The organism is Mesorhizobium sp. M0189 (genome assembly GCF_040322135.1).
Taxonomy (GTDB): domain Bacteria; phylum Pseudomonadota; class Alphaproteobacteria; order Rhizobiales; family Rhizobiaceae; genus Mesorhizobium.
The window spans coordinates 355,775-380,838 of record NZ_JAMYSW010000002.1 but is presented as its reverse complement, the minus strand read 5'-3'; the positions used below and the strand labels follow the sequence as shown (position 1 = coordinate 380,838).

The 25,064-nt window shown below is 63.6% G+C and carries 26 protein-coding genes; 17 read left to right on the top strand and 9 right to left on the bottom strand.

Translation table 11 applies throughout. The annotated features are described in order from the left end of the window. Window positions 1-120 precede the first annotated feature (120 nt). The 6 genes from NKJ09_RS04770 (at window position 121) to NKJ09_RS04745 (ending at window position 5,061) form a co-directional block, all read left to right on the top strand. Entirely contained in the window at window positions 121-918 is a 798-nt protein-coding gene (locus tag NKJ09_RS04770; RefSeq protein WP_352493944.1) for an ABC transporter ATP-binding protein, read from the top strand. Beyond that, window positions 915-1,664 carry an ABC transporter ATP-binding protein gene (locus NKJ09_RS04765; RefSeq protein WP_023716680.1) on the top strand — a complete coding sequence of 250 codons (750 nt, stop codon included), beginning with the start codon at window positions 915-917 and terminating at the stop codon, window positions 1,662-1,664. Before NKJ09_RS04770 ends, NKJ09_RS04765 begins: the two co-directional genes overlap by 4 nt. Further along, window positions 1,661-2,569, top strand: a complete 909-nt coding sequence (locus NKJ09_RS04760; protein ID WP_352493943.1) for a branched-chain amino acid ABC transporter permease — start codon at window positions 1,661-1,663, stop codon at window positions 2,567-2,569. The genes NKJ09_RS04765 and NKJ09_RS04760 overlap by 4 nt, the downstream gene beginning before the upstream one ends. Further along, window positions 2,566-3,549, top strand: a complete 984-nt coding sequence (locus NKJ09_RS04755; RefSeq protein WP_352482888.1) for a branched-chain amino acid ABC transporter permease — start codon at window positions 2,566-2,568, stop codon at window positions 3,547-3,549. The genes NKJ09_RS04760 and NKJ09_RS04755 overlap by 4 nt, the downstream gene beginning before the upstream one ends. Continuing rightward, a complete protein-coding gene (locus tag NKJ09_RS04750) occupies window positions 3,546-4,838 on the top strand; it encodes an NAD(P)/FAD-dependent oxidoreductase (RefSeq protein WP_352493942.1) in 1,293 nt (430 codons plus the stop codon). Before NKJ09_RS04755 ends, NKJ09_RS04750 begins: the two co-directional genes overlap by 4 nt. 76 nt (window positions 4,839-4,914) lie before the next feature. Further along, window positions 4,915-5,061 (top strand): hypothetical protein, encoded by a 147-nt coding sequence (locus tag NKJ09_RS04745; protein WP_352465989.1) that lies wholly within the window; start codon window positions 4,915-4,917, stop codon window positions 5,059-5,061. Between the two features lie 51 nt (window positions 5,062-5,112). Here NKJ09_RS04745 and NKJ09_RS04740 read toward each other — a convergent pair whose 3' ends face one another. From NKJ09_RS04740 to NKJ09_RS04715, 6 genes are all read right to left on the bottom strand, one after another. Next, window positions 5,113-5,949 (bottom strand): GNAT family N-acetyltransferase, encoded by an 837-nt coding sequence (locus NKJ09_RS04740; RefSeq protein WP_352493941.1) that lies wholly within the window; start codon window positions 5,947-5,949, stop codon window positions 5,113-5,115. Between the two features lie 5 nt (window positions 5,950-5,954). Further along, on the bottom strand, window positions 5,955-6,695 hold the full coding sequence (locus NKJ09_RS04735; protein ID WP_023716674.1) for an aspartate/glutamate racemase family protein: 741 nt from the start codon (window positions 6,693-6,695) through the stop codon (window positions 5,955-5,957). Between the two features lie 2 nt (window positions 6,696-6,697). Further along, complete coding sequence (locus NKJ09_RS04730) at window positions 6,698-7,516, bottom strand: ABC transporter permease (RefSeq protein WP_023716673.1); 819 nt, start codon at window positions 7,514-7,516, stop codon at window positions 6,698-6,700. 4 nt (window positions 7,517-7,520) lie between these two features. After that, the gene (locus NKJ09_RS04725; RefSeq protein ID WP_352482763.1) at window positions 7,521-8,432 is read right to left on the bottom strand and encodes an ABC transporter permease; all 912 of its coding nucleotides are present in this window, start codon (window positions 8,430-8,432) and stop codon (window positions 7,521-7,523) included. A gap of 197 nt (window positions 8,433-8,629) precedes the next feature. Next, the gene (locus tag NKJ09_RS04720; protein ID WP_023716671.1) at window positions 8,630-9,919 is read right to left on the bottom strand and encodes an ABC transporter substrate-binding protein; all 1,290 of its coding nucleotides are present in this window, start codon (window positions 9,917-9,919) and stop codon (window positions 8,630-8,632) included. A gap of 36 nt (window positions 9,920-9,955) precedes the next feature. Then, window positions 9,956-11,044: an ABC transporter ATP-binding protein gene (locus NKJ09_RS04715; protein ID WP_352493940.1), complete on the bottom strand. Its 1,089-nt coding sequence runs from the start codon at window positions 11,042-11,044 to the stop codon at window positions 9,956-9,958. Between the two features lie 258 nt (window positions 11,045-11,302). On the opposite strand from NKJ09_RS04715, the gene NKJ09_RS04710 reads away from it, so the two are divergent. After that, window positions 11,303-12,016: a GntR family transcriptional regulator gene (locus tag NKJ09_RS04710; protein WP_352493939.1), complete on the top strand. Its 714-nt coding sequence runs from the start codon at window positions 11,303-11,305 to the stop codon at window positions 12,014-12,016. 7 nt (window positions 12,017-12,023) lie between these two features. On the opposite strand, the gene NKJ09_RS04705 is transcribed toward NKJ09_RS04710, so the two are convergent. Beyond that, window positions 12,024-13,121, bottom strand: coding sequence for a lactonase family protein (locus NKJ09_RS04705; protein WP_352493938.1), 1,098 nt, complete (start codon window positions 13,119-13,121; stop codon window positions 12,024-12,026). Window positions 13,122-13,310: 189 nt separating this feature from the next. Here NKJ09_RS04705 and NKJ09_RS04700 point away from each other — a divergent pair, with 189 nt between their 5' ends. Genes NKJ09_RS04700 through NKJ09_RS04665 form a run of 8 tightly spaced genes read left to right on the top strand, consistent with a single transcriptional unit; the run spans window position 13,311 to window position 20,848 of the window. Further along, window positions 13,311-13,862 (top strand): MaoC family dehydratase, encoded by a 552-nt coding sequence (locus tag NKJ09_RS04700; RefSeq protein WP_352493937.1) that lies wholly within the window; start codon window positions 13,311-13,313, stop codon window positions 13,860-13,862. 3 nt (window positions 13,863-13,865) lie between these two features. Next, on the top strand, window positions 13,866-15,026 hold the full coding sequence (locus NKJ09_RS04695; RefSeq protein ID WP_352493936.1) for a CaiB/BaiF CoA transferase family protein: 1,161 nt from the start codon (window positions 13,866-13,868) through the stop codon (window positions 15,024-15,026). 20 nt (window positions 15,027-15,046) lie between these two features. Further along, window positions 15,047-16,189 carry an extracellular solute-binding protein gene (locus NKJ09_RS04690; protein ID WP_352494030.1) on the top strand — a complete coding sequence of 381 codons (1,143 nt, stop codon included), beginning with the start codon at window positions 15,047-15,049 and terminating at the stop codon, window positions 16,187-16,189. Window positions 16,190-16,211: 22 nt separating this feature from the next. Beyond that, entirely contained in the window at window positions 16,212-17,399 is a 1,188-nt protein-coding gene (locus NKJ09_RS04685; protein WP_352493935.1) for an ABC transporter substrate-binding protein, read from the top strand. 57 nt (window positions 17,400-17,456) lie between these two features. Beyond that, window positions 17,457-18,194, top strand: a complete 738-nt coding sequence (locus NKJ09_RS04680; RefSeq protein WP_352493934.1) for an ATP-binding cassette domain-containing protein — start codon at window positions 17,457-17,459, stop codon at window positions 18,192-18,194. After that, window positions 18,187-18,930, top strand: coding sequence for an ATP-binding cassette domain-containing protein (locus tag NKJ09_RS04675; protein WP_352493933.1), 744 nt, complete (start codon window positions 18,187-18,189; stop codon window positions 18,928-18,930). The genes NKJ09_RS04680 and NKJ09_RS04675 overlap by 8 nt, the downstream gene beginning before the upstream one ends. Next, window positions 18,927-19,877 (top strand): ABC transporter permease, encoded by a 951-nt coding sequence (locus NKJ09_RS04670; protein WP_352493932.1) that lies wholly within the window; start codon window positions 18,927-18,929, stop codon window positions 19,875-19,877. The genes NKJ09_RS04675 and NKJ09_RS04670 overlap by 4 nt, the downstream gene beginning before the upstream one ends. 5 nt (window positions 19,878-19,882) lie before the next feature. Then, complete coding sequence (locus NKJ09_RS04665) at window positions 19,883-20,848, top strand: ABC transporter permease (protein WP_352493931.1); 966 nt, start codon at window positions 19,883-19,885, stop codon at window positions 20,846-20,848. 5 nt (window positions 20,849-20,853) lie between these two features. Here NKJ09_RS04665 and NKJ09_RS04660 read toward each other — a convergent pair whose 3' ends face one another. Together NKJ09_RS04660 and NKJ09_RS04655 are read right to left on the bottom strand one after the other, a co-directional pair. After that, window positions 20,854-21,690, bottom strand: a complete 837-nt coding sequence (locus NKJ09_RS04660) for an amidohydrolase family protein (RefSeq protein ID WP_352493930.1) — start codon at window positions 21,688-21,690, stop codon at window positions 20,854-20,856. 66 nt (window positions 21,691-21,756) lie between these two features. Continuing rightward, entirely contained in the window at window positions 21,757-22,545 is a 789-nt protein-coding gene (locus NKJ09_RS04655; RefSeq protein WP_352493929.1) for an IclR family transcriptional regulator, read from the bottom strand. A 158-nt stretch (window positions 22,546-22,703) separates the two neighbouring features. Between NKJ09_RS04655 and NKJ09_RS04650 the strand changes: the two genes are divergently transcribed. Beyond that, window positions 22,704-24,023, top strand: coding sequence for an ABC transporter substrate-binding protein (locus NKJ09_RS04650; RefSeq protein ID WP_352493928.1), 1,320 nt, complete (start codon window positions 22,704-22,706; stop codon window positions 24,021-24,023). 142 nt (window positions 24,024-24,165) lie between these two features. Then, window positions 24,166-25,062, top strand: coding sequence for a carbohydrate ABC transporter permease (locus tag NKJ09_RS04645; protein ID WP_352482776.1), 897 nt, complete (start codon window positions 24,166-24,168; stop codon window positions 25,060-25,062). The last annotated feature ends 2 nt before the right edge of the window (window positions 25,063-25,064 follow it).

The following is a 25,064-nucleotide window of genomic DNA, read 5'->3' as shown; positions in this document are numbered from 1 at the left end:
CCCGGTCTTGGCCCGTTTTCGGCTTGCGGAAGAAATTAAAGCCGAATAGCGTGATCAAAGCAAGTGTGATCACAAATCAAATCATAGGCAACCGAAGATCGCTTTCGGCCAGAGGGATTGATGAGCGACACGACGGAACGGCAGGAGGAGATCCGCACGCCGGTTCTGACGGCCAGGAACGTCGTCAGACGCTTCGGCGGCCTTGTCGCGGTCAACAATGTCTCGTTCGACGTCCAGCCAGGCGAAATACTTGGCCTTATCGGTCCGAACGGCGCCGGCAAGACCACGATGTTCGACCTGCTGGCCGGCAGCATCCTGCCGACCAGCGGCGAAATCCTTCTCAACGGCGTATCGGTGTCGGGGGAAGCTGCCCATCGCCGCATCGGCCGCGGCCTTGGCCGCACGTTCCAGATCCCCCGGCCCTTGCCCAATCTGACACTGATCGAAAACGTCATGCTGGCCGCGCAGGGGCAGGCCGGAGAAAGACTGCTCGCCAATTTCCTGACGCCGCGGCGGGTCGCCACCGAAGAGCGGGCGGCCGAGACGAGAGCCATCGAATTGCTTGAGCTCGTCACGCTCGCCCGCCTGGCGCACGAGCCGGCGCGCGTGCTTTCGGGCGGCCAGCGCAAGCTGCTCGAGCTGGCCCGCGTCATGATGGCCGATCCGGCAATCATCCTGCTCGACGAACCTGCGGCCGGCGTCAATGCGACGCTTCTTGAAGTCATCATCGACCGCATCCGCGATATCAACAGAAGCGGCATCACCTTCCTGCTGATCGAGCACAATATCGACATGGTGACGCGGCTCTGCCACCGGGTGCTGGTCATGGCAAGCGGCCAGCTGCTGTGCGAGGGCACTCCGGACGAGGTTGCGCGCGACCCGCGCGTCATCGAGGCCTATCTCGGAGGCGCTGCATGAGCCAAACGGTACTCGACGTCCGCGGTCTCGAAGCCGGCTATGAGCCCGGCGTGCCGATCGTGCGCGGCGCTTCGATCACCGTCGACCAGGGCGAGATCGTCGTCGTCCTCGGTCCCAACGGCGCCGGCAAGTCGAGCCTTATCAAGGCCATCGCCGGCCTTGTCCCGATCACCGGCGGCACCGTGCTGCTGGACGGCAAGGACATCACGGCGGCGCCCGCCCACACCATGGTCCGCCTTGGCCTTGCGTTCGTGCCGCAGACCGAAAACATCTTCCCGCTGATGTCGGTCGAGGACAATTTGAAGGTCGCCTGCGGCATCCTGAGGCCGCGCGAGATCCCTGCCCGCATCGAGGAAATGTATGCGGCCTTTCCCGATCTCGCCCGTCAGCGCAGAACGGCCGCGGGCAATCTCTCGGGCGGACAGCGGCAGATGCTGGCCGTCGCCCGGGCGTTGATCGTCCATCCCACGGTGCTGGTGCTCGACGAACCGTCGGCCGGCCTGTCACCGAAATTCGTGGCGATGGTGTTCGAGATGCTGGCCGGTATCCGCAAATCCGGCGTCACCATTCTGCTGGTCGAACAGAACGCCAAGGCAGCGCTTGCGATCGGCGATCGCGCCTACGTGCTGGTCGAGGGCAAGGACCGGCACCAGGGCATCGCCTCCGAGCTCTGGAACGATCCTGTCGTCGCCGAGCTCTATCTTGGCCAGCGCCGCCCCGACCTTGGAAAAGGAGGCGCGGCATGAACCTGCAATTCGTCGCCGACGGGCTGCTGGCAGGCTCGATGATCGGCCTCGGCGCCATCGGCGTGACGCTCACCTATTCAATCCTGCGCTTCTCGAACTTCGCCCATGGCGACTTCATGGCCTGGGGCGCCTATGCGACGCTCGCCGTGGTTGGCGCTATCGGCGCGATGTTCGGCAAGATCGCGCCGATCGCACCCCTCTCCTTCGGCTGGCCGCTGATCGTCGCGCTCATCATCGGCATGGCGGCCACCGGCCTGCTGGCGCTGGCGCTCGAAATGGTGCTGTTCGCGCGGCTGCGCGCCAAGGGCCAGGCGATCATCGTGGTGATGGCGAGCTTCGGCGCCTCGATGGCGCTGAGAAGCCTGCTCGAATTCATCTTCACCTCGCGTCCGACCTATTTCAGCCGGGCGATCCAGATCGCCATGCCGATAGGCTTCGGCATTCGCATCACCCCGGACCAAATCGCGCTGCTGCTGCTGACCGCCGTTCTGGTGCTCGGCGTACATCTTTTGATGACGCGTACCCAGACCGGCCGCTCGATGCAGGCGTTGAGCCAGAACGCGGCACTTGCCCGCATTGTCGGTATCGACGTCGCCAAAGTCGTGCGCGTCACCTGGATCATCGGCGGGGGGCTGGCCTGTGTCGCCGGCGTCATGATCGGCATTCTCATTCAGATCCGCCCGTTCATGGGTTTCGAGATGCTGCTGCCGATGTTCGCGGCCGCCATCCTCGGCGGCATCGGCAGTGTGCCCGGCGCCGTTCTCGGCGGCTTGATCATCGGTTTGGCCGAAGCCGGCGCGGTGCAATTGATCGGCGCCGAATGGCGGGCGGCCATCTCCTTCATCATCCTGATGGCGGTGCTGTTCGTGCGGCCTATCGGCCTTTTCGGAGTGGGGGAACGCTGATGGATCTGCTCGGCTACGGCGCTTTCTTCCTGACCACCGCGCTGATTTTTTCGCTCGTCACGCTCGGGCTCAATTTGCAATGGGGGCTGACCGGGCTTTTCAATGTCGGGGTCGCCGGCTTCGTTGCCATCGGCGCCTACACCTCGGCACTGCTGACCACGCCCGACGATGCCGCGCGACTCGGCGGCTTCGATCTGCCGATCCTTGTCGGCTGGCTCGGCGCCATGCTGGTGGGCGGTGTCGCCGCCGCCATCACCGGCATCGCCACGCTGCGCCTGAGATCGGACTATCTGGCGATCACCACCTTTGGCGTCGCCGTCGTCGTGCAATTGGTGGCTCTCAATGCCCAGACGCTGACCGGCGGCCCGTTCGGCATCGGCTTCATTCCGCGTCCGTTCGGCGGTCTTGCCGAAACCCCATTACTGTTCAACCTGTCGAATCTTGCCGTCGTCTCGGTGGTGACGCTGATCGTCTATCTCGCGCTGGAGCATCTGTCGCGCAGCCCGTGGGGGCGCGTGTTGAAGGCGCTTCGCGAGGATGAGCGGGCCGCGATATCCCTGGGAAAAAGCGCGCGGTTCTACCGGGTCCAGGCCTTTGCCGTCGGCGGCGCCATCATGGGGCTGGCCGGTGCGCTGCAGGCGCATTTCACCGGCTTCATCGCCCCGGACAATTATTTGCCGGCGCTGACTTTCCAGGTCTGGGTGATGCTGATCGTCGGCGGCTCGGGCAGCAATATCGGCGCCGTCATCGGCAGTATCCTGGTCTGGGCGATCTGGGCCGGATCAGGAGCCTTGACGAGTGTGTTGTTCTCGCCCGAACAGCAGGCCCGCGCCGCCTCACTGCAGATCGTCGCCATCGGCGTGATGCTGTGCGTCATCCTTCTGGTCAGGCCGAACGGCCTGTTCGGCGACAGGCCGCGACGCGCAAGGTTCGGCAAGGGCGCGAAAGCGGCTCCGGACGAGAGCGCTGCACGGTCATGAGCAACGTTGCCGTGCCACGCGGCCTTTCGCTATGGCACGCCGTCGGCCGCAACCGCCGCGACCGGCCGGCGCTCGAAGGTGCACTCGATGTCGATCTGGCGATAGTCGGCGGCGGATTTTCGGGCCTTTCAACCGCGCTGCACACCGCCGAAAGAGGCATCTCGGTGGCCGTCCTCGAGGCGGAAATCATCGCCTGGGGGGCAACCGGCAGGAACGCCGGCTTCGTCGTGCCGAATTTCGCGAAAAGAGACCCCGACGATATCATTGCCCAGCTTGGGCCCGAACGCGGCGAACGCCTTGTCGATTTCGCCGCCGGCAGCGCCGACCTCGTCTTTGCCCTGATCAAGCGGCATGCCATCGAATGCGATGCCGTCCAGAGCGGCTGGATACAACCAGCCCATTCACCGGCCGCTTTGCAAAAGACCAGATCGCGCGCCGAACAATGGGCACAACGCGGAAGACAGACTGTCGCGCTGGACAGACAGGCGGTCGAAGAGCTGACCGGGGTTCGCGGTTATCTCGGTGGCTGGATCGACAGATCGGGTGGCGTCCTCAATCCGGTCGAATATGCGCGCGGATTGGCCGACGCGGCGGAAAAGGCCGGTGCGCGCATCTTCGAACATACGCGGGTTAAATCGATCGAGCGGACAGGGGGTGGCTGGACTCTGAAGACGGCCTCCGGTTCGGTCCGTGCCGAAAAAGTGCTGGTCGCCACCAACGCCTATGGCGGACAGCTCGAGCGTACGCTCCAGCGAACCTACTTCCCACTGAAGATCTTCCAGATCGCGACGGCGCCGCTGCCGCGCGAATACCGCACCCGGTTGCTTCCGGGCGGGCAAGGCGTCGGCGACACCAGGCGCAATCTTTTCACCTTCCGCTTCGATGGCGAAAACAGGCTGATAACCGGCGGCATGCATGTTTTTGGCCCCGGTGCCGACACGCGGGTGCCGCGGGCGATCTGGCGACGGCTTGCCAGGCATCTCGATCTCCCGGGAATGCCGCCGATCGACTACAGCTGGTCGGGCATGGCTGCAGTCGAGCCCGACTTCCTGCCGCGCCTCGTCGATCTCGGCCCCGACCTGGTTGCGGGCTTTGCCTGCAATGGGCGCGGCATCGCCATGACGACTGCCATGGGCAAGGTGCTTGCCGACTGGGCTGATGGAACAAAGCCTCAGGATTTGCCGCTGCCGTTTGGACCGTCGTCGCCGATCCCGTTCCACAGCCTGATGCGGCATGCACCAAACATGGTGCTCCCCTGGAGCATGCTGCGCGACCGGCTGGATGGCTGATCGACGCGCGTGTCCGTCCGTCGTCCTGATACCCGAACTGCTAGACTCGCTCACATCATGTTGTTAACGACAGCGGATGAAGCAGAACTATCTTTATCTCATCATCGGCGCTTTGGCCGTCGCCGTCATTGCCTTGGGCATCTATGTTTATCGCGAGGAGACTAAGCCGAAAGGCGTGGAACTTCGTATCGACGATTCCGGCATTTCGGTTCAGGAAAAATAGACCAGATATTCGTGTTGCCCGACTTTACGCTAGACGTCGGCTTGCACCGTTTCAGCCAAGCTCCAACGTCGTTATCGCAAAAACCCCGGACTGCATGAGCTGCGGCGCCCTTCCCTTGTACATCCGAGCTGTCTCGAAGCCGGGTTGAAGGCCGGCGGACGACAGCAAATCTGCAAATTGCCCGCTGGTCTCGGGCACGTCGAGATGGACGTTTCCGGGACCGGACATGTGCGCGAGTGCGGCGAAGAGACGGCTCGCTGCATCCAGGCTGTCGGCAAAGAGCGGGCCGATCTTGCAGCCGTCCCGGCATTGGCGCGCGACGCCATATCCTGCAATGGCGCCGTGCTTGACGATCGCCTGGGCCATATGCGGCGGGCGCAGCCAGTGCTCCAGGAAGGATCGCCTCGGGCCGGGAAAGAAGCGGCGGTCATAGTCCAGTATGTCCGGCACGAGTTCCGGCCCTACGGCGCGAATGTCGCTGCCGGCGGCTGCCGGGGCATTCGACGACCCCATGAGCCGTATCGTCCGGTAGGCCGGCGCAAAACCCATGCTGCGGTAGTTGGCCTGTTGTTCGACGACGCCGTCGAGGCCGATCGTGCGGTTGTCGAGCCGCGCCATGCCGGCATCCCAAACGGCCTTACCATGGCCTTGGCCACGCCTGTCCGGCCGGCAGATATACAGGCCGATGAAGCCGAATTCCTCGCCATAGGCAACGGCTGAAATGCCGGCCGCCATCTCGCCGTCGATAAAGGCGCCGATGAAGCCCTGCGGGTCGGCTGTCTGGAACAGCGCTGCGTCGCTGAGGCCGGGGTTCCAGCCTTCCGCCGCCGCCCAATCGACAAGGGTTTGCATTTCTTCACGTGCGAGCGTTCGGATCGTTCGGGGCATTGCGATCACTCGGCGGCATCAGGCGCGAAGGACTTCAACGCACCATGATAGGGCTTTGCCAATGGGCTTGCATAGGCGCCGCGCTTGGATGTCGTCAGGCCAAGCGTTATCAAGGCCTCGGCCTGCTTGACTGCGGCGCCGACGCCGTCGATGACCGGAAGCCCGAATTCCCGCTGCAGCGCGGCCGCCAAGTCGGCCATGCCGGCACAGCCGAGCACGATCGCTTCGGCGCGATCCTCGTCGATGGCGCGCGCAATCTCGTTGCGCAGCTTCAGGAGCGCATCGGATGCCGGATCTTCGAGGGCAAGAACCGGGATATCGGCAGCGCGCACGCGCGCGCGCCCCGCCATGCCATAGCGCTGCACCAACCCTTCGACCGGCACGTGCGAGCGTCCGGTGGTGGTGACGACGGTGAAGCGCTGGGCGATGAACGAGGCCGTGCTGAGCGCTGCCTCGCAAATGCCGATGACCGGAATGTTGGCCATGGCGCGTGCGGCGTCGAGGCCGGTGTCGTCGAAACAGGCGATGATCGCAGCCTGCGCGCCTGAGCGCTCGCCGGCAGCGATCTCGACCAGCAGGCCGGGTACGGCAAGCGCTTCATCGTAATAGCCTTCGATCGAAACCGGGCCCATCGTCGAGGTGACGGCAACGATCTTCGTCGATTGACCAGCGACCGATCGGGCCGCCGCCGCAATAGTCTCGGTCATGCTGGCGGTGGTGTTTGGATTGACGACGAGGATCTGCACTGTCAGGCACGCTCCCGGCGGCGGCCGACATAGACGATTGCGCCGAGCGTCAGCAGGATCACCAGAAAGGAAAACACGGTCGTCACTGTACCGAGCGCATAGAGCACCGGCGTCGTCACATTCGTCGTCATGCCGTAGATTTCGAGCGGCAGCGTGTTGAAGGTCCCCGAGGTCATCAGCGTGCGGGCGAACTCGTCATATGACAGAGTGAAGCCGAACAGGCCGACACCGATCAGGCTGGGCGCGATCATCGGCAGAACGACATGGGCGAAGGTCTGCCACGACGATGCTCCGAGATCCCGCGCGGCTTCCTCATAGGCCGGCGAGAACCGGTTGAAGACCGCGAACATGATCAGCACGCCGAAAGGCAAGGTCCAGGTCAGATGGGCGCCGAAAGCAGACGTGTACCAGGCGGGGCGGAAGCCGACCTGCTGAAAGACGACGCCGATGCCGAGGCTGATAATGATCGACGGCACGACGAGGCTGGCGACGGCCAGATAGAACAAGGCAGTTGCGCCGCGAAATTTCTGCCGGAAGGCAAGGCCGGCAAGCAGCGACACGACGACCGTGACGATCATCACCATCAGGCCAAGGACGAGCGAGCGTTTGAAACTGCCGCCGAAATCGCCGACCGCCTGGCGCTCGAACAGATTGGCGAACCAGTGCAGCGAAACGCCGTTCAACGGAAACGTCAGACCGCCATTCTCGCCCTGGAAGGACAGGATAAGGATCGCCGAAAGCGGGCCGTATAGGAATAGCACGAAAAGCGCGAAGAAGGCCGCCAGCACGTAGAATTCGAAGGTGCGCTTGTCGTGGCTCATCGCCTCACAGCTCCTTGCGAATATCGACGATGCGCAGGATGCCCGCGACCATCAACAGCACCAGCACCAGCAGCACGACGGCGTTGGCGGCGGCTGCCGGATATTGCAGCAGCGACATCTGGTTTTTCATCATCAGCGCGACAGAGGCGCTCTGGCCGCCGGACATCACCTGCACCGTCGAAAAGTCGGCCATCACCAGGGTGACGACGAAGATGGTGCCGATCGCCATGCCGGGCTTGGCAAGCGGGATGACGACGTTCCACAGAACCTGCCAGCCGGAAGCGCCGGCGTCGCGCGCGGCCTCGATCAGCGATTTGTCGATGCGCATCAGCGTGTTGAAGATCGGCGTCACCATGAACAGCGTATAGAGATGCACCATGGCCAGCACCACGGCGAATTCGGAATAGAGCAACCATTCGATCGGCTTCGGGATCAGCCCCATCTGCACCAGCGTCGAGTTGACCAGGCCATTGCGGCCAAGCACTGGAATCCACGAGATCATGCGGATGATGTTGGAGGTCAGGAACGGCACGGTGCAGACGAGGAACAGCACCATCTGCATGGCTGTGGTTCTGATGTGGAAGGCGAGGAAATAGGCGACCCAGAAACCGATGAACAGCGTCAGCGCCCAAACGATGGCGGCGTATTTCAGCGTGTTCAGATAGGTTTTCCAGGTGACCCAGGAGCCGAGCGTGTCGGCATAGTTGGTGGTCAGGAAATCCGGATACATCGCCGCGAAATCGTAGTCCCAGAATGAGACCACGGCGATCATCAGGATCGGCAACAGGAGGAACGCGCCGAGGATCAGCGCCAGCGGTGCCGCCTGGAGATAGGGTGCGACGCCGGCAAAGGAGCGCCTAGGTCTGGCCGGCTTCGCAGACGTAACGTGCGTGGATTGTTCGAGCGCTACTGCCATCTATCTCTCGGTCCAAGTCGGCGATGCGACTGAGGGGTGTTCCCTTCTCCCCGTGTGGGAGAAGGTGGCCGAGCGAAGCTCGGTCGGATGAGGGGTGTTCCAGCTTGGCACCAACAGTGCTCCGTCCAGCACCCCTCAACCGTCTTGGCGCTGCGCGCCAATCCACCTTCTCCCACAAGGGGAGAAGGCAGAGGGCATCAAGCAGCGATGAACTCGTTCCAGCGCTTTACCATATAGCGGTCCTCGTCCATGACCGAGTTCCAGCAGGCGACCTTGCCCATGCGCTCTTCGAACGAGCCGCCGTCACGCACGGCGCCTGCCTTTTCCATGACCTTGCCGTCCGGCGACAGGATATCGCCCTTTGCTGGCTTACCTTCGATCCAGTAGCCCCATTCGTCCTCGGACATGAACTTCTTGGCCGACACCATGTTGGCCGAGTAGTAGCCCTGGCGATTGAGGTAGCCGCCCACCCAACCGGACGTGTACCAGTTGATGTATTCATAGGCGGCATCGAGTTCGGCGCCGGAGAGATGGGCTGCCAGGCCAAGCCCGCCACCCCAGGACCGGTAGCCTTCCTTGAGCGGCTGGAACCGGCACGCGATGCCCTTGGAGCGGACCGCGGCCACGGCCGGCGACCACATCGACTGGATCACCACTTCGCCTGAAGCCATCAGGTTGACGCTTTCGTCGAAGGACTTCCAGAAGGCACGGAACTGGCCGTCCTGCTTGGCCTTGATGAGGAAATCGATCGTCTTGTCGATCTCCTCCTTGGTCATGTTGCCCTTGTCGGCATATTTGATATTGCCAGTGGCTTCCATGATCATCGCCGCATCCATGATGCCGATCGACGGGATGTTGAGGATGGCTGTCTTGCCCTTGAAGGCCGGATCCATGATGTCGGCCCAGGTGGTGATGTCACGGCCGACGAGGTCGGGGCGGATGCCGAGCGTATCGGCATTGTAGATCGTCGGCACCATGGTGAACCAATTGGTCGGCGCCTTGGCGAATACCTTGCTGTCCTGCGCCTCGACGTAACCGACCGTGTGCGGCGCGGTGCCCTGGGCGATGACGCTGTCCGGCGTCAGCTTGCCGGTTTTGAACAGCGGCACGAGCTCGTCGTAGTATTTCAGCTTGGTGACATCCATCGGCTGCAGGACGCCTGTCGGAAACACCTTCTTGCAGATCCAGTATTCGATATCGGCGATGTCGTAGCTGTCGGGTTGCGTTACCGCGCGCTGGGCGGCGGCATCGGAATCGGTTGCCGTCATCTCCAGCGTGATGCCGAGATCCGCCTTGCACTTGTCGGCGATGGCATTGAGGTTGGACACGCCGGTGCCGAACTGGCGCAACGTGATGTTCGATTGCGCCCAGATGGTCGGAAAGCCTGATATGGCGCCGGAACCGGCGGCAAAACCGACGGCGGCGGCGCCTGTCTTGAGCAGCGAGCGGCGCGATATTCCAGTCTTCTTGTCTGTGGTGTTGGTCATGTTCAGTTCCCCTGTTTTGGTTGGTTATGCTGGATTTCAGGAATCGAGACGGCCAAGGACGATCGCGTCCTCGGCGTCCCAGGCGATCGGCACTGCGTCGCCGACGGCAACCGGTTTGGCGAAGAAGCTGGTGTCGTTGACGATCACCGTGAAATCCTCGATGCCGGCGCCGTTGACCGAGAGTTTCACGGTCGAACCGCGGTATTCGACATTTGCGATGATGCCGGTGAACCCGAGCCCTGCGGCCGGCGGGTCGCCGATCCGCACATGGTCGGTGCGAATGGCGATATCGATCGGCTGGCCGATCTCCCTGCCCTGCCCGCTGGCGGCGAGCGTGACACCGCCGGGCACATCGAAAACAACCATGCCGTCACGACTACCGGTGACGCGGCCGGAGATGACATTGTGGTCGCCCATGAAACGAGCGACGAAGGCCGTGGCCGGCCGCTCGAACACCGTGCGAGGGTGCGCCGCCTGCTCGATACGGCCGTCGTTCATGACCACGATCAGGTCGGCCAGCGCCATCGCCTCTTCCTGGCTGTGGGTGACGTGGACGAACGTGATGCCGAGCGACGTCTGCAGCTTCTTCAGTTCGGCCCGCATACGGATCTTCAGGAACGGATCGAGCGCCGAAAGCGGTTCGTCGAGCAACAGCGCCTCGGGATCGGTGATCAGTGCGCGCGCAAGAGCAACGCGCTGCTGCTGGCCGCCCGAAAGCTGCGCCGGACGGCGGCTGGCATATGCCTCCATCTGCATCAGCTTCAGCATGTCGAGTGCCTTGGCGCGGCGCTCCTCCTTGCCGACGCCTTTCATCTTCAGGCTGAACGCGACATTGTCGATCAGGTCGAGATGCGGAAACAGCGCGTAGGATTGGAACATCATGGCAGTGCCGCGCCTGGCCGGCGGCAGGTCGGTGACCACTGTGTTGCCGAGCCGCACATCGCCGCTCGATATGCTCTCGTGCCCGGCGATCATGCGCAGCGTCGAGGTCTTGCCACAGCCGGACGGACCGAGCAGGCAGCAATAGGTTCCCGCAGGGATTTTCAGGCTGATGCCTTCGACGGCAGTCGTCGCGCCATAGACTTTCGAAACGGACACAATGTCGATTTCGGCGGCTTTGGACATCCAGCTTCCCCTTTGGTCGGATTAGCCAAAGCATCATGCGTGCCAGTTGCGCGCCGCCGCACCAACCGACTGAATCCTCGAAGAAATCAGGGCTGCATCGACATGGCTGCCGATATGGCATCCTTGTGCAATGCACAAATTATAGGCGATTGCCGCCGATCCTCGCAAAAATCGCATGCAATCTTTTTCATCCCTGTATTCACTTTGTCTCTCGTCCAAGCGATGCGATTCAGGGTAGAAGGACGCAGGATCACCGCCATGAACATTGCCGACCAGACTTTCCCTGCTATCGAGGCCGCCAACGAGGATCGCGCGCAGGCGATCCGCGACCAGTTGCGCGACGCGATCGTCGATCGCCGGCTGGCGCCCGGAACCAAGCTTTCCGAAGGCGAAGTCGGCACGCTGTTCGATGTCAGCCGCACCGTGGCGCGCGCCGCACTGCAGATGCTCTCCTTCGAGGGATTGGTGCGCACCGAGCGCAATCGCGGCGCCTTCGTCGCCAATCCGTCGCCGGAGGAAGCGCGGCAGGTCTTTGCTTCGCGCCGGCTGATCGAACCCGGCATCGCGATTGCCGCCGCCGGGCGGATGACGCCGGCGCATGTCGCCGCGTTCAAAGCCCAGCTCGACGAAGAAGGCCGTTTCATCGCCGAACGCGGACCGAACGCAAGGCGATCGGAGATCAAGGCGTCGGGGGATTTTCACCTGCTTCTGGCGTCGGTCGCGGGAAACGTCATCCTGCAGCGCTTCATGGAGGAATTGGTCGCTCGTTCATCTCTGGTGATCGCGCTCTATGGCCGCTCGGGTATCTCGAGCTGCGGCCACAACGAGCACACGCAGATCCTCGATGCGCTGGAAAATGGCAATGCCGAACGCGCCAGCGCGCTGATGCTGCACCACATCGACCATATCGAGGCCGACCTCGATCTGCGCGTCAGGAGCGGCCCGGCACTCAGGCAGGCGCTCGAGTTCTGAGATCACGTCAACGCACGATCCTCACGCACATCGGCGTGCCAATGCCGATGGATCGGCCGGTGTCGGTCAGCCGGCCGGTTGCGGCATCACGGGCGAAAATCGAGATGCGGTCGGCATTCTGGTTGGCCGAGAACAGATGGCCGCCCGAGGGCGTCAGTGCCAGATTGCGCGGCGTGGCGCCGCCGCAAGGCGTATAGTCGACAAGGGCAAGCCTGCCGGTTTGCTGGTCGATCGAAAACACCACGATGCTGTCATGGCCGCGGTTGGAGCCGTAGAGGAAGCGGCCGTCGGGCGAGATCTGGATATCGGCGCAGTGATTGCCGTCGCGTGCCTCGGGCGGCACGGCCGGCTTGCTGTCGACCACTGTAAGCTTGCCTGATGCTTCGTCCAGCGCCAGCGAGACGACCGTCGAATCCAGCTCGTTCATGACGAACACGAAGCGGCCGCCCGGATGCAGCGCGAGATGGCGCGGACCAGCACCCGGCGCAAGCGCCGACTCGGCCAGTTTGGTCAGGCTGCCGTCTGAGCCGATGCGATAGGACACCAGCCGGTCGATGCCGAGGTCGGCGACGATCGCAACACCGCCGGCAACCGTCTCGGTTACGCTATGGGCATGCGGCCGCTCCTGGCGTGCGAGGTCTGGTCCGGTCCCGCTATGGGCGACGCTCGACAATGGCGCGGTCAGGCCGCCATCGTCGCGCAGCCCGAAGACCACGACCGAGCGGTCGGGGCCGCCATCGCCCATGCCGTAATTGGCAACCAGCAGCTTCGTCCGGTCGCGCGTGATGGTGTTGTGCGCCGTGATGCTGCCCAGCGTCGGCTGCTTGTTGATGTAGGACAGCGTGGCGGCCTGCCTGTCGAAACGGTAGGCCGAGACCACGCCTTCGCGCCAGGTGAACACTTCGGAATTGGCGTAGATGTAGGAGCCATCCGGCGTCACCGACAGGAAGGTCGGATTGTCGATGCCTCCCGTCTCGGCCAGTTTCTTCGTCTCCAGCGTCCCCTCGTCGAAACTATAGACGCCCAGCCCGACACCGCGCGCGCCCTGAAAATATGGGGCGTCGCGGTTGAGGCTGCCGACGAAAACCAGACAGGCATTCTGCATCATTTCCTCCTGTTCCGCCGGCGTTGGCCGCCGCGGATCGCAGCAAAATTTCGCCGAGACTCGCTTGCAACACAACCCCATATGTGAAAATACTATTCACAAAAGAAGATTGACGGGAGGATCGATCATGCATTTCGCTGGTCTGCGGCGCGCCCTGATGGACGATTCCCGCTGCCCGGGGAAGTCGTCATGAGCGGCTTCGCGCCAACCGTTGGCGTGGCATCGACACACCCCGCCAACATGCCGAGGGAACACGCCGACCTTCCCGTCTGGAACGCGGAGAACTGGTTCTACGAAGACTGGCCGGTCGGCCAGAAGATCCGTACGCTGCGCCGGACCATTGCCGAGGGCGACAGCCATCTCTTCAACACGCTGGTGCTCGACATCCATCCATACGTGCAGGACCAGATGTTCGCCGAAACGGAAGGCATCTTCGGCAAGCGGCTGGTCGCCGGCGCTTTCGTGTTCTCGGCCGGGCTCGGGCTCGTCGCCACCAATTGCATCAACGCCTTTTCGTATGGCTACGACAAATTGCGCTTCATCAAGCCGGTGTTCATCGGCGACACGATTTATTCGATCCGCTCCAACCTCGACAAGAAGCCGAAATACAAGGAAATGGGGCTGATCCGCGCCAGCTATGAAGTCTTCAAGGGCGAAGGCGAACTCGTGCTTTATTGCGAGCACCTGCAGACGGTGAAGTACCGCAATCCGGCCGACTTCGCCGGCAAGACGGAGAAATAGGCAATGGCTGCCATTGCCGAACTGCCGCTGATCGGGCTCATCGTCGTCGATATGAGCCAGTTCCTGTCCGGGCCTTACTGCTCGCTCAGACTGCTCGACCTCGGCGCCCGCGTCATCAAGATAGAACGGCCGGATGGCGGCGACCTGTCGCGCCGGCTTTATCTCAGCGACACCGAGATCGGCGGCGATTCCACAATTTTCCACGCGATCAACCGCGCTAAGGAAAGCCTTGCCATCGACCTGAAGGACGAGGCCGATCTTGCGGCGCTGCGCGGCCTGCTGGCCAAGGCCGACGTGCTGATCCAGAATTTCAGGCCCGGCGTCATCGAACGCCTGGGCTTCGATTACGAGGCGGTGCGCAAGATCAATCCGCGCCTGGTCTATGCCTCGATCAGCGGCTATGGCGAGGAAGGCCCGTGGGTCAAGCGGCCCGGGCAGGATCTGCTGGCGCAGGCCCGCTCCGGCGTGATGTGGCTGAACGGCGACGAGGACCAAGGGCCGGTGCCCTTCGGCCTGGCGATCGCCGACATGCTGGCGGGTTCCGCCGCCGCGCAAGGCATCCTCGCCGCACTGGTGCGGCGCGGCGTGACCGGCAAGGGCAGCCATGTCGAGACCAGCCTGCTCGAAGCGCTGGTCGACTTCCAGTTCGAGGTGCTGACGACGCATCTCAATGACGGGCGCCGGCTGCCGCGGCGGTCGAGCTTCCGCAGCGCGCACGCCTATCTCTCGGCGCCCTACGGCGTCTATCCGGCCAAGGACGGCTATCTGGCGATCGCCATGACGCCGATCTCGAAACTCGCCGATCTCCTCGGGCTCGAGGAGCTTGCGCCCTATCGCGACCAGCCGTCGACCTGGTTCACCGCCCGCGACGAGATCAAGGCGATCATCGCGCAAAAGATCGCGACGAAAACGGTCGATGAGTGGCTTACGATCCTCGAGCCCGCCGATATCTGGTGCGCCAAGGTTTTGACCTGGCCGGAGATGATGGCCAGCGAAGGCTTCCAAGTTCTCGACATGCTGCAGACGGTGACGCGCGAGGATGACGTTTCGATCCTCACCACGCGCTCGCCGCTCAGGGTCGACGGCATCCGCGCCAAGGTCGAGCGGGCCGCGCCACGCATCGGCGAGCACAGCGCAAAAATCCGCGAGGAGTTCGGGCTGTGAGCGACGTGACGCTCAAAGGCATGACCTGGAGCCATCCGCGCGGCTATGATCCGATGGTCGCCTGTTCGGCGCTGTGGACGGAACGCACCGGCGTCGCCATCGAATGGGACAAGCGCTCGCTGCAGGATTTCGAATCCTTCCCGGTCGAGGAATTGGCCCGTGCCTATGATCTGATCGTCATCGACCATCCGCATGTCGGCCAGATCACCGCCGAGAATTGTTTGACGCCGCTCGATGCGGCCGGCCGGGACGCCGAACGTGCAGCACTTGCGACGGGCAGCGTCGGCCGGTCCTATCCGAGCTACAACTGGCAAGGCAGGCAGTGGGCGTTTCCGATCGACGCGGCCAGCCAGGTGGAGGCCTGGCGGCCGGACATGCTTTCGGCTGCACCGGCGAACTGGGCCGATGCGCTCGATCTGGCCCGGCAAGGCCACGTGCTGTTGCCGCTCAGGCCGCCGCATGCGCTGATGGTGTTCTACACGCTTGCCGGCAATCTCGGCCGGCCCGCCGGCGAAGGCCCCGGCGACCATGTGGATCCGGCAACGGGCAAGCAGGTTTTCGAGATGATGCGCGAGATCGCGGCCCTCGTCGATCCGGCATGCCTTGGCATGGATCCGATTGCGGTTCTGGAGCAAATGGCCGGATCGGGATCACGGATCGCCTGTGCACCGCTGATCTATGGCTATGTCTCCTATGCCATCGCCGGGTTTCGACCCAACCGCCTGGCTTTCGCGGATATCCCGGCCGCGGGCAATGCCGGCCCCAAAGGCTCGGCGCTCGGCGGGACCGGCATTGCGGTGTCAGCTTTTTCGAAGGCCAGGCAGGCGGCCATCGACTTCGCCTACTGGATCGCCAGCGGTGACGTGCAGCGCGGCCCTTACGCCTCGGCCGGCGGCCAGCCCGGCCATGCGGCAGCCTGGGAGGATGCCGCTGTCAACGCTGCCACCGGCAATTTCTACAAGGACACCCGAGCCACGCTCGAAGGTGCCTGGGTCAGGCCGCGGCACGACGGCTACATGTCCTTCCAGCAGGCGGCGTCAGATCGCATCAATCTCGGCCTGAGCGAAAGGCACAATGCCGCTCGCGTCGTTGCCGATCTCAATCGCCTGTTTCGGGAAAGCCTTTCGACGCAGGTGTCCGGCGTTGCCGGCGGAGGAGCCTGAAAACAACCGAACGGAGGAGAACATGAACAGCCTGATCCGCGGCCTTATGGCCGCAACCGCACTTGCATCGCTCACGACCATAGCCTGCGCTCAAGACGTTTCGGGCGTGATTGCTGGATTGCCGACCGAACTGAAGGCGCAATATGACGGCGCGCCGCAGAAGATGCTGCCGTCGGCCTGGGACAATTTCACGCCGCCGCCAAAGCCGTGGAAATGGTGCCACTCCGAGTCCTACCAGGGCAATCCGTGGCGCGTCACCGTCACCAAGGAGTTGAAGCGGCTGGTCGACGGGCTGATCGCCGACGGCACGGTGGCGAGTTTCGAAGTGTCGGATTCCAACAACGACGCCAGTCAGCAGATCAACCAGATCCGCGCCTTCATCGATAAGAAATGCTCGATCATCACCTCGATCCCCGGCTCGGCGACGGCGTTGGACGATGCCATCGATGCCGCAGCCAAAGCCGGCATCCCGTTCATCACGGCGGCTGGCTCGGTGACCAGCCCGAATGCCATCAATGTCGATTCCAACTATGCCCGCTGGGGCTACGACATGATGACCGCGATCGGCAAGGCGATGCCGGACGGCGGCAGCGTGCTTATGGTCGAAGGCATCGCCGGCCATCCGATCGTCGTGCAGGAGCGCCAGGGCGGCGACAAGGCGCTGGCCGAAAATTCAAAGCTCAAGGTCTCGCGCAGCGTCAACGGCAACTGGACGGCCAATGTCACCAAGACCGCGGTGCTGCAGGCGATCGCCACCAATCCGGCGCCGATCGATGCGGTGTGGACGACCGGCAGCGAAAGCCGAGTCGTCGCCGAGGCCTTTGCCGAAGCCGGCCGCCCTGCCCCGCTGATCACCGGCTCGATCACCGGCGATGCGCTCGGCTACTGGAAGGCCAATCCCGACAAATACCGCTTCGAAGGCCATGCGGTTCTGCCGCACTGGACGGCCGAGACGCTGTTTCGTGTCGGCGTGCGCATGCTCGATGGGCAGAAGCCGAAGCTCAACACGCTGCTGATCCCGATTCCGCCGGTGCACAATGCCGACCTCGGGGCCTGGTACAAGGACTGCATGACGCCGGACGCCGTCTCGATCTTCCCGGTCCCGCCGAAGGATCCGATGCCGGAGGAATGGCTCGATGCCTACTTCGCCAATCCGGCACCGACCAAGGGCTGGGACTATTCGAAGGTGCCGGACGCCTGCGCCAAGTAGCATTTATGAGGGCCGGCTCCGCACCAGCGGTGCCGGCTTTCTCCATCAGGATTGCTCATGCTGGAAGTCCAGGCCATCTCGAAACGCTACGGCGAAACGATTGCGCTGGCCAATGCCTCCATCGCGTTCCGCGCCGGCACGATCCACACCATCCTGGGCGAGAACGGCTCGGGCAAGAGTACCCTGGTCAAGCTGCTGTCCGGGATCGTCCAGCCGGACAGCGGCGCGATCCTGCTCGACGGAGCGCCCTTTGCCGGCCTCTCGCCGGCGGCGTTCCAGGCCGCCGGGTTGGCCACCGTATTCCAGGAAGTGCTGATCGCGCCTGACCGTTCGGTGACGGACAACATCCTGCTCGGCCTCGACGGCTTGCTGACGCGCACCGTGCCGCGCGCCGAGCGGCGGCAACGCGCCCAAGCGGTGCTGAAACAATTCGCGGTGACCGAGATCCCGCTCGACCAGTTGGCCGGGCAATTGCCGCTGGCGGTTCAGCAATTGATAGTGCTCGCCCGCGCCGTGGTCCGCAACCCGCTCATTCTCATTCTCGACGAGGTGACGGCGGCGCTCGACTTTGCCGATCGCGAGGCGGTTTTCGCCATGATGCGCAAGCTTGCTTCGGAAGGCTGCCTGATCCTGTTCATCACGCATCGCATGGACGAGGTGATGGCGCTGTCCGATCGGATTTCCGTGCTGCGCGGTGGCAGCGTGGTGACGACTGAGGAGCGCGGCACGTCCACCGCATCCGAACTTCTCAGGGCGATGGCGCCTCGTACGGCGGCGGAGCTGGCGCATGGCTGAGCGCGCCAGCCTTTTGGTGCGGGGCCTGGTGATCGCGCCGGGCGCAAGCCCCATGACGCAAACCATTGCGCCAGGCGAGATCGTCGGCCTTGCCGGTCTCGACGGCCATGGACAGGAGCGGTTCCTGAAAGTGCTGGCCGGTCTGGAAAGCCCGGCTGGCGGCGAGGTGACCGTCGAGGCGCCAACCGGCGCGCGCGCGATCACCAATTTCCGCAAGGCGGTCGCCGGCGGCATCGCCTATTTGCCGCGCGACCGGCGCACTACCGGCATTTTTCCGACCCAATCCGTCCTCGACAATTTTGCCGTTTCGACATTGTCGCGCGACATGCGGTACGGCCTGCTCAGCTTCGCCGGGCGGCGGCAGCGCTATGAGAGCTACCGAGACAAGTTGTCCATCATCGCGCCGCGACCGGACGCGCCGATCACCACGCTTTCCGGCGGCAATCAGCAGAAGGTGCTGCTGGCCCGCGCATTGGCGCTGGAACCGGCAATCCTGCTCCTCAACGATCCGACGCGCGGTGTCGACGTGGCGACGCGCCATGTCCTCTACGATGTGTTTCGTGGACTGGCGGCGGACGGCATGGCTCTGGTCATCCTGTCGAGCGAGATCGAGGAGATCCTCCTGCTTTGCCATCGCGTGCTGGTATTTCGCGAACAGCAGGTCGCGGCCGAAATCACCGGAGACGAAATGAAAAGCGATACGGTGATCGCCGCCATGTTCGGGCGCGCGGCATGAGCGGGTTTCGGCGCATGGCGGCGCGATGGCGCGGCGCGGGCTTTGCGGCAGTGCTGCTGGCCATCCTGATCGCGGTCAATCTGCTGCTCAATCCGGCGCGCTTCCATCCTGCCGCCTGGGGCGCGCTGATCGGGCTCGCCGCGCCGCTGATCGGCGCAGCGGTCGCCTCGGCTCCGGTGATCCTCGCCGGGCGCGGCGGCATCGACATTTCCGTCGGGCCATTGATGGGCTTCGTCAATGCGATGATGATCCAGCTGCTGTTTCTCAAGCTCGGCATATCTTCGCCGCTGGTCATCGTGCCGGCGGCACTTCTGATCGGCGCGATCGTCGGCGCCGCCAACGGCTTTCTGGCGACCATCGTCCGCATCCAGCCGATCGTCGCAACGCTCGGCACCTATCTGATCCTCACCGGCATGACGCTGACCGTCCTGCCGGCGCCGATCGGCCCGGCGCCTGGCTGGCTGAAGGCAATGGCCGGACCTTGGTCGGCGCTGCCGCTGGCGCTGATCTTGCTGTTCTGGTGGCTGGTGCGGCAGACGCCTTATTACGACCAGCTGATGGCGGTGGGCAGCGACGACCGCGCCGCCTACACGGCCGGCATTCCGGTGACGAAAGTACGTTTCATAGCCTATGTCATGACCGGCATACTTGCCGCCTGTGCCGGCCTCATGCTGACCGCGCTGATCGGTTCGGCCGACCCTAATATCGGGCCAACCTACACGCTGATCGCGATTGCCGCGGTGGCGCTCGGCGGCGTCAGCCTTGCCGGCGGACGCGGCGGGCTCGCCGGTGCCGCCATCGGCGCTGTCGACATCTTCCTGCTGCAGAGCGTGCTGACCGCCTTCAACGTCTCCACCTATGTGCTGCAGATCGCCTATGGCGCGATCCTGGTTGTGGCCGTCATCATGACGGCGCTGCAGGAGCGGCTCTCGGGACGGAAAGGCTGAGAAGCATGCGCCAGACCTGGTTCCAATCCACCAATGCCCGTGTCGCCGGTGCCTTTGCCGTCGCTGCCGCCTTGCATCTCCTTGGCACCTTGCTCATCCCGGGTTACTCCCAGCCGTTCGCCATCCGGGCGCTGCTGGTGATCGCCTCGCTGCTGGCGGTGGCATCGATCGGCCAGACCCTCGTCGTCATCCTCGGCGGTATCGATCTGTCGATCCCGTTCATCATCGGCTTTGCCAATGTCGTTGCCGCACAGCTCTACGGCGGCGGCTGGAATTTTGCTCTTGTCTGCGCGGTCGTCGGCGCGCTCGCCATACTGATCGGGGCGCTGAACGGCCTGATCTCGCGCGGGCTCGACATCCACCCGCTGATCGTCACGCTCGGCACCGGCATGATCGTGCAAGGTGCCGTCCTGTTGTGGACCGGTGGCTTTCCGTCCGGATCGGCGCCGCAAGCGGTTTCCGCCTTCGTTTCGATCGGCGGTTCGGTCGGACCGCTGCCGGTGCCGGGGCTGGTGCCATGCGTCGCGGTGCTGACCTTGCTGGTGGCGCTGGTGCTGGCGCGCACGCCATACGGCCGCCGTCTCTACGCGCTCGGCAGCAATCCAGGTGCTGCGCCGCTGGCGTTGATCGATCCGGTCCGAATGTGGACCGCGACCTATGCCGCGAGCGCCTTCTTCGCCGCCGCGGCCGGCGTGCTGCTGCTCGGCTTCACCGGCTCTGCCTATGGCGATGTCGGCCAGCCCTATCTGTTCCAGACGATCGCGGCAGTGGTGGTCGGCGGCGCCGCCCTTGTCGGCGGCCGCGGCAGCTATTTCGGCACCATTGCCGGCGTGCTGGTGCTGACGGAGATCAACACGCTGCTGATCGGGCTCGGCTTCCGGCCTTCGACCGTGCAGGCGGCACTTGGCCTGGTCATCGTGCTCCTGGTTTCGCTCTACGGCCGCGAGCGGCACGTGTCGGCGACGATCTGAGCCGCTTACAACCTCCACAGCCGCTTGGCGTTGCCTAACAGCAGTTTTTGCCGCTCATCGGCGCTGGCACCGCTGAGCAGCGCGTGCGTTGCCGCAATCCAGGTCGCAAGCCCGCCGCCGAGCGTGCAGACCGGCCAGTCGCTGCCCCACACGACGCGGTCCCAGCCGAAGCATTCGATGGTGTGCTCGACGTAGGAACGCAGCGTTTCGACAGTCCAGGATCCGGCATCCGCATACGCGACCACACCGGAAATTTTGCCGACGACGTTCGGGCGCCGCGCGATCTCCGCCATGTGCTCGCGCCAGGGGTGCTCGGCACCGCCCTTGATGTCGGGCACGCCGCAATGGTCGAGCACGAACTGCACATCCGGCGCGAGATCGGCGAGTGCGATCGCCTTGGGGATCTGGTGGGGCAGAACGACAAGATCGAAGGTCAGGCCGGTGCCGGCTAGCCGCTTGATGTTTTCACGAAACAGCGCGCCCTCCGACAGCTCATCCGGCATGACGTGCAGCACGCGGCGAAAGCCTTTGACGAAAGGATCTGCGCGCTGCGTTTCCAGATAAGCGGCAAAGCCGGGCTCTTCCGGACGGCAGGAGGCAATCGCTCCCCTCAACAAACTGCCCTTTTGCCGCGACAGCGCTTTGACATGGCCGGTTTCGGCCTCGATGTCGGCTGGATCGACATCGACTTCCATGTGCAGCGCCGCCTCGATGCCAGCGCGACGGGCCTGGACTGCATATTCGTCGTAGGAGAAATCGCGGTTGAGCGCCGGCACGCCGGCCAGCCAGGGGTAGCGCAGGGCGGACTGGTCGATCAGGTGCAGATGGGTGTCAAAGATCATGGTGGCGCGCTCCTCCTTGGCGACTCGAGATCATCTCACGGAGAAATTCTTCATTCAAATAAGAATTCATCTCGATTGCTTGACAGTCGATCCCGCCAGTTGCGACAGCTTTTCGGTCGCTGCCAGCAACAGCTCTATCGTCCTGGTGATGTCGGGCGCCTTGGGTGCGTTGACCAGGGTTATGTACGGGATCGACAGTGCGGCGATTGCCTTGCCGTCCGAGCCGAGAACGGGCGTCGACAGGTTGAACACGCCGGCCGTCTGCATCGACGCCATCATCTCGTAGCCGCGTTCACGAATCTGGTCGAGGCGGGCGAAAAACTCCGGCGATTGCGGCGGCTTGTCGGTGCTGCGCAGATGTTCGGAAATCATCATCTGCCGCTCTTCCGGCGGGCGGAACGCCAGCAACACATGGCCGGAGCCGGTGTCGAACAGGCTGATATGCGAGCCGACGCGGATGGAGATGCCCCAGTAATCCGGCGCTTCCTGCTGTGCGATCACCACGGCGGAGCCGCGATCGAAAACGACGAGCTGGTTTGCCTGCTGTGAGGTTTCGGCCAGATCGCGCATCAGCGGCGTCGCATAGGAAACCAGCCGGCGCACCGGCGCGTGCAGCTGCGCCAGGCCAAACAGCTTGAGCGTCAGCGAATAACGGTCGCCATCCGGCCGCGTGACGTAGCCGCGCCGCACCAGCCGATCCAGCATGCGATAGAACTCATTCGGGCTGCGGTCGAGTTTCTTGGCGATTTCCGCCTGCGTCAAGCCGCCGTCGACGCCGGCCAGCAGCTCGAGGATGTCGAGCCCCTTGTCCAGCGCCGGGGCTCGATACCGGTCGTCTTCCTCGTCCTCTGCCATTGCGCCTCTCCAGTGAATTTCACTTTTCATATACGCAACAGCCTTGCTTCCGAAAGAACTTTCGGCTTGACGATCCTATAAATGTTTTGTTTGTATATGAATGAAGCTGCCGATCGACCTCGCTACGCGATCGATGCAGGCTCTTTGGGAGGATACCAATGACGAAACTGTTTTGCGGCCTGTCGGCCGGCGTAACGCTACTCGCATTTGGTGCTAGTGCTGCCCTTGCTGCCGAACTGCCCGGCAAATTTGACGGCGTCACCATCGACGCCAAGCTGATCGGCGGCCAGCAATATGAAGGGCTCTACGCGCGGATCGGCGAATGGGAAAAACTGACCGGCGCCAAGGTCAACGTGATCTCGAAGAAGAACCACTTCGAGCTCGACAAGGAGATCAAGTCGGACATCGCCTCCGGCAGCATCAACTGGTGCGTCGGCTCGAACCACTCGTCCTTCGCGCCGCAATATCCTGATATCTACACCGATCTCAACAAGCTGCTGCCGAAGGAGGAGATCGACGCCTTCGTGCCGTCGACGATCAAGGCCTCGACGCTCGAGGGCAAGCTGGTCATGCTGCCGCGCGCGCAATTCGACGTCTCGGCGCTCTATTACCAGAAGAGCCTCTACCAGGACGAAGCCAAGAAGGCCGCCTACAAGGCCAAGTACGGCAAGGAGCTGACACCACCCGACACCTGGGACGAGGTCGCCCAGCAGGCGGAATTCTTCGCCAGCCCGCCCGATTTCTATGGCACCCAGTTCGCCGGCAAGGAAGAGGCGATCAACGGCCGTTTTTACGAGATGCTCATCGCCGACGGTGGCGAGTACCTCGACAAGGACGGCAGGCCCGCTTTCAACTCGGAGGCCGGCGTGCACGCGCTCGACTGGTTCGTCAATCTCTACAAGGCCAAGGCGGTGCCGGCCGGCACCACCAACTATCTGTGGGACGATCTCGGCCAGGGTTTTGCCTCGGGCACCGTCGCCATCAACCTCGATTGGCCTGGCTGGGCAGGCTTCTTCAACGATCCAAAGTCGTCGAAGGTCGCCGGCAATGTCGGCGTGAAAGTGGCGCCGAAGGGATCGGCCGGCATTCGCACCGGCTGGTCGGGGCACCACGGGTTTTCGGTCACCGAAAACTGCGCCAGCAAGGAAGCGGCCGCTTCGCTGGTCTGGTTCCTGACCAATGAGGACAGCCAGAAGCTCGAGGCGGCAAGCGGACCTCTGCCGACCCGCACGGCGGTGTGGGACTGGGACATCCAGCAGGCGGCAAACGATCCTTACAAGAAGGAAGTGCTGGCGGCTTTCCAGGAAGAGGCAAAGCACGCTTTCGCCGTGCCGCAGACACCTGAATGGATCGAAATCTCCAACGCCGTCTATCCCGAATTGCAGGCCGCCATCCTTGGCGACAAGACCTCCAAGCAGGCGCTGGACGACGCTGCCGCCAAGGCCACCCAGATCCTCGAGGACGCCGGCAAGCTTTGACCATTCTCCCAAGGGGGCGCCGCGCTCATTGAAGAGCGGCGCCCCCGAACTTTTTTCGAACCATGCGCAACCCGCTTTGTCTTGATCCCAGCTCGCCGATGGCGGGCTTCGGTGTCCGGGCACCAACCAGAACCGGATCGCCATGAAAGGCTGGAGACCCTCGCCACCATTGCTGCTCCTGCTGCCGGCGGTGATCGTGCTGGCGGCCGTGGTGGTGGTGCCGTTGCTGCTGTCGCTCTACTCCAGCTTCACGCCGTTCCGGCTGACCAGGCCTGAGACGTTCTGGGTCTTCATCGGCGCCCGCAACTACGTCACCATCCTGACCAGCCGCGATTTCTGGATCGCCTTTGCCCGTACTGTGGTGCTGCTGACGGTGGCGCTCAACCTGGAAATGCTGATCGGGCTCGGGCTGGCCCTGCTGGTGGAAAAAGCCTCGCGCGGCCAGCGGGTCCTGCGCACCATCATGATGTTTCCGATGATGTTTTCGCCGATCCTCGTCGGCTTCCAGTTCAAATTCATGTTCAACGACAATATCGGCCTGGTGAACAACGCCCTGCAGGCGCTCGGCCTGACCGATCGCGCCATCCCGTGGCTGATCGACGGCAATCTCGCCTTCATCGCCATCCTGACCGCCGAGATCTGGTCGTCGACTTCGGTGTTCGCGATCCTCATCCTGGCCGGGCTGCTGGCGATGCCGCGCGAACCGGTCGAGGCGGCCCGCGTCGACGGCTGCACGCCATGGCAGACATTCCGCTATGTCACCTGGCCGTTCATCATGCCGTTTGCCTTCATCGCCATGACCATCCGCTCGCTCGACGTCGCGCGCGCCTACGACATCGTCAAGATCATGACCGACGGCGGCCCTGCCGGCCGCACCGAGCTGGTCTGGACGCTGGTCGCCCGCACCGCCTATGGCGATGCCAGAATGGGCATGGCCAATGCCATGGCCTATTTCTCGATCCTGCTGTCGATCCTGTTCACCGTCTATTTCTACCGCAAGCTCGCCGCGGCGCGCACGCAGATCGCGGCGGAGTGGTGAGG